This window comes from Aeromonas sp. Prich7-2 (assembly GCF_017939255.1).
In the GTDB taxonomy this organism is placed as follows: domain Bacteria; phylum Pseudomonadota; class Gammaproteobacteria; order Enterobacterales; family Aeromonadaceae; genus Aeromonas; species Aeromonas caviae.
The window spans coordinates 18009-22150 of record NZ_JAGKRI010000323.1; the positions used below are offsets into that span (position 1 = coordinate 18009).

The following is a 4142-nucleotide window of genomic DNA, read 5'->3' on the forward strand; positions in this document are numbered from 1 at the left end:
ATTTGAGTTGATGGTCGATACGCAAGGCGATGGCCCGTTCGACCAGCGCTTTCATAAACAGGGCAAAGCTCTCTTTACGCAGCTGATTGTGAAACGGTTTGTAAGAAACCTGATGCTCTTTCGTCAGCTGCAAGGCATTGAAATGACGGTGTAAGCTGGCAATGTCATTGACCTGGTCGCCCCCCATGGCCCGCAACAGTGCAGGTACGAGCATGGCAGGGGTAATGGCGCGCTGACGCAGACAAAACTTGCAGAGCCGAGCAATGCGCTCGAGTGCGGCGGGAGCCAGGAGTTGCTCCAGATAGTGATTAGCATTAATAATGGTCATAGGCTTCGCGCGTGTTGATTTTGTTTGGCGATAAAATTAGATCACAAACGAAGCCTTTTTTATATCTATTTCAATTGGTTGGCGCTAAAGATCCTGTACATGAGCTGAAATATAAGGAGTTATTGATAACCCCCCGATGCCGGTCCAAGGCCTAACCTGTCACATGCCCCGCCGGTTGCAGGAAAAGTTCCCATACTGAGTTGTCTGCATTGCACATGACTGCCAAGGAGAGACAGAGATGAGTGAAGAAAGCAAATGCCCCTTCAACCACACCGCCGGCGTCGGCAGAACCAATCGTGATTGGTGGCCGAACCAGTTGCGGCTGGATCTGCTGCATCAGCATTCCCCCGGCGCCGATCCCATGGACAAGGACTTTGACTACGCCAAGGCCTTCGCGAGCCTGGATTACAAGGCACTCAAGAAAGATCTGGTCAAGCTGATGACGGATTCCCAGGAGTGGTGGCCGGCGGACTTCGGTCACTACGGCCCCCAGTTCATCCGCATGACCTGGCATGCTGCGGGCACCTATCGCACCACCGACGGTCGCGGTGGCGGCGGCCGTGGCCAACAGCGCTTCGCCCCCCTCAACAGCTGGCCTGACAACGTCAACATCGACAAGTCCCGTCGCCTGCTCTGGCCCATCAAGCAGAAATACGGCAACAAGATCTCCTGGGCCGATCTGCTGATCCTCGCCGGCAACGTCGCCCTGGAGACCATGGGCTTTCGCACCTTCGGCTTTGGCGGTGGGCGGCCCGACGTGTGGGAGCCGGATCAGGACGTCAACTGGGGGGATGAAATTGCCTGGCTCGGGGTCGATCCCGATCGGGTCAAGGGCGATCGCGAGCTTACGGCTCCCTTCGGGGCCACCCACATGGGCCTCATCTACGTCAACCCGGAAGGGCCCAACGCCAGCGGTGACTACATGGAGGCGGCCAAGGACATCCGTTCCACCTTCGGTCGCATGGCCATGAACGATGAAGAGACGGTCGCCCTTATCGCCGGCGGCCACACCTTCGGCAAGGCCCACGGCGCCGCGCCCGAATCCCACAAGGGGCCAGAGCCGGAAGCCGCGCCTCTGGAGGCCCAGGGCCTCGGCTGGATGAGCGACTACGGCAGCGGCTATGGCAAGGATACCGTCTCGAGCGGGCTCGAAGTGACCTGGACCAAGACACCGGCCCTGTGGAGCAACAACTTCTTTGAAAATCTGTTCAACTACGAGTGGGAGCTGACCAAATCGCCAGCCGGCGCCAAGCAGTGGGTGGCCAAGGATGCCCCGGAGATCATTCCCGATGCGCACATCCCGGGCAAGTTCCACAAGCCGACCATGCTCACTACCGACCTGACCCTGCGCTTTGACCCCGAGTTTGGCAAGATCTCCCGCCACTTCTACGAGGATCCGCAGGCCTTTGCCGATGCCTTCGCCCGCGCCTGGTTCAAGCTGACCCACCGCGACATGGGCCCCATTGCCCGCTACCTGGGGCCGGAAGTACCCAAAGAGGAGCTGATCTGGCAAGACCCCATCCCCGCCGTCAATCATCCCCTGATCGATGACAAGGACGTGGCCCTGCTCAAGGAGCAGATCCTGGCGACCTCCCTGTCCGTGGCTGAGCTGGTGTCGACCGCCTGGGCTTCCGCGTCCACCTTCCGTGGCTCTGACAAACGCGGTGGCGCCAACGGTGCCCGCATCCGCCTGGCTCCGCAAAAGGAGTGGGCCGTGAACCAGCCTGCCCAGCTTGCGAAAGTGCTTCAGGCCCTCGACGGGATACAGCAGACCTTCAGCGCTTCCGCCACCGGCGGCAAGCGGGTATCCCTCGCCGACCTCATCGTGCTGGCGGGCGGCGTGGGGGTCGAGCAGGCCGCGAAGAGAGCCGGTGTCGCCGTGACCGTGCCCTTCACTCCGGGCCGAATGGATGCCTCCCAGGCCCAGACCGATGTGGACTCCTTCGCGGTGCTCGAGCCCCTCGCCGATGGATTTCGCAACTACGCGGGTGAGTGCGCGGGCTTCGCGGAGACCATGCTGATCGACAAGGCGCAACTGCTCACCCTGAGTGCCCCCGAGATGACGGTACTGGTGGGCGGCATGCGGGTGCTCGGCACCAACGCGGGCAACTGCCACGGGGTCTTTACCGCCGCCCCGGGTACCCTCTCCAACGACTTCTTCGTCAACCTGCTCGACATGGGCACGGAGTGGAAGCTGGCGGCGGGCAGCCAGGGAGTCTATGAAGGCCGTGATCGCAAGAACGGCAAGGTGAAGTGGACCGGAACCCGGGTCGATCTGGTGTTCGGTTCCAACTCCCAGCTGCGCGCCCTGGCAGAGGTCTACGCCAGTGCCGATGCCAAGGAGAAGTTCGTGAAGGACTTCGTGGCGGCCTGGACCAAGGTGATGAACCTGGATCGCTTCGATCTCGCCTGATGACGCTGGCAGGTGCCCCGTTCCCGACGCCCCGGGAACGGGGCGTTTGGCGTTCTTTCCAGGTGTGACAACCCGCTTTTGCTGCGCTCTGAACATCCAGTCGGCCCCTAATTTGGGATTTAGGTCTATATCGACTTCATCCTCATAAAACACCGGATTATCTGCATCACAGCGGGCCAGTGCCGCGTCGATATTAGCCATTTTCTCCTGATAGGCAGGGTCTTTTATCCGCAAGGTCGGCACGGGCCTTCGCCAGACAATGCCCATACGCGGTAACCATCGGCGGAGCGTGGAGGCTGCCATATTGAGCCCCATTAACCGATTGATTTTGATAGCCAATAGTTCGGTACACCAACGGCTGCGCTGATAACCAAAATCTTGCGGAGAAAACTGCATGAGCAGCACCAGTAAGGTGACAATCTTGGCGACAGGTAAGATCGGGGCACGGCCAGCCGGTAAGGCTTCTAACGCCCCCACACCTTCATCCCGATACCACCGAAGCCAACGGCCGATGGTCGAGCGAGCAGCGCCGGTAAGGTGATGAACATCGGTGATCGTGCGTCCTTCATGTAACAGCAAGATGGCCATCAAGCGACGAGCATGCCCTTTATCACGCGTGGCATGGATGATTTTGTGAATGCGGCGCCGTTGTGGTCGTGGCAGGGGTGGTAGGATAGGCATCAACTCAGTCCTTTTGGTGTGGCTTGTTTTGTTTCGCGCCTAATGAGATCGCACAAACTGGACTGAGTTCCCTTCCTCCTGTGATCTACTATTCGGAACAGCTATTTAGCTCCAACCTGCAATGAAACTATGTAACCAAAAATTAAATCTAGGTAGTAGTGAGCGTTGAGACCACCTCACCAGATGAGCCGATGAAGGATCTTGTTCGGCTCACGAAATGAGCCGATAGGACAATATCATTGGCTCACAGAATGAGTCGATGATAAGAAATATTTCTCTCCACACAAACTAGAGTATGGAAGCATATTATTCGGCGTTGTTGCCCAAATCAGTTGTAAGAGCACAGCTTCCCCAGCCCCAAGTGACCGCTACACTCAGGGCTGTCTGACGGGCAGACCAAGGCTGTTCAGTTTGTTTATTGCATATTCCGGCCGATCATGAACACCAATTCCGATTCAACGTGAACACCATTTCCGGACCAATGTGAACGCTCATTCCGGTTCAACCTGAACACTTCGCCCCTCCTTTCCGGAAACAGTGTTCAACATCCCGGAATCACTGTTCACATTCACCAGAATCATCCTTAACGCATTGATTTAAAAACCTTTGATACGCTCTCCCTTTTGCCAGGGAAGAGCCTATGTCTGCCAAGAGGATTGCAATGCGTAAAATTCGTGAAGTACTGCGACTGCGGCTGGAAGCTGACCTCTCTGTTCGCCA

1 protein-coding gene and 2 pseudogenes are annotated in these 4142 nt (G+C 57.8%); 1 reads left to right on the forward strand and 2 read right to left on the reverse strand.

The window, feature by feature from the left end; all coding sequences use genetic code 11:
- Positions 1-328 (reverse strand): annotated as a pseudogene (locus J9892_RS22535) (IS4 family transposase); the annotation flags it as partial.
- Between the two features lie 238 nt (positions 329-566).
- On the opposite strand from J9892_RS22535, the gene katG reads away from it, so the two are divergent.
- Positions 567-2741: a catalase/peroxidase HPI gene (katG, locus tag J9892_RS22540; RefSeq protein ID WP_069785383.1), complete on the forward strand. Its 2175-nt coding sequence runs from the start codon at positions 567-569 to the stop codon at positions 2739-2741.
- Between the two features lie 45 nt (positions 2742-2786).
- On the opposite strand, the pseudogene J9892_RS22545 reads toward katG, so the two are convergent.
- Positions 2787-3422, reverse strand: a pseudogene (locus J9892_RS22545) (IS630 family transposase); the annotation flags it as partial.
- Positions 3423-4142 lie beyond the last annotated feature (720 nt).

Excerpts from the sequence above, each read along its gene's own strand:
- katG (WP_069785383.1), top strand. The coding sequence starts at position 567 with ATGAGTGAAGAAAGCAAATGCCCCTTCAACCACACCGCCGGCGTCGGC.